The following is a 221-nucleotide window of genomic DNA, read 5'->3' on the forward strand; positions in this document are numbered from 1 at the left end:
GGATACGTCCAAGCCACCGAGTTTTTCCCTCCAATTATAGATGCTGTCATCGCTGACGCCGTGCTTGGGCAGAGTTCCGAGGCCGGCGTAGCCGCATCGTGCTCCCTCAGAAACCCAATGATCTGTTCGTCTGTGAAACGAGTGCGCCTTTTTTTGGTCTTCTCAATGGGCCAGAGCTTACTTCAAAATTGATTATTTCAACGGAGCAAGGTCATTCATGG

At 50.7% G+C, this 221-nt stretch carries 1 pseudogene; it reads right to left on the reverse strand.

Annotated elements, in window-relative coordinates:
* A pseudogene (locus ACUTJJ_RS25070) lies at window positions 1-167 on the reverse strand (transposase); the annotation flags it as partial.
* Window positions 168-221: the final 54 nt, after the last annotated feature.

The organism is Agrobacterium sp. DKPNP3 (genome assembly GCF_052686535.1).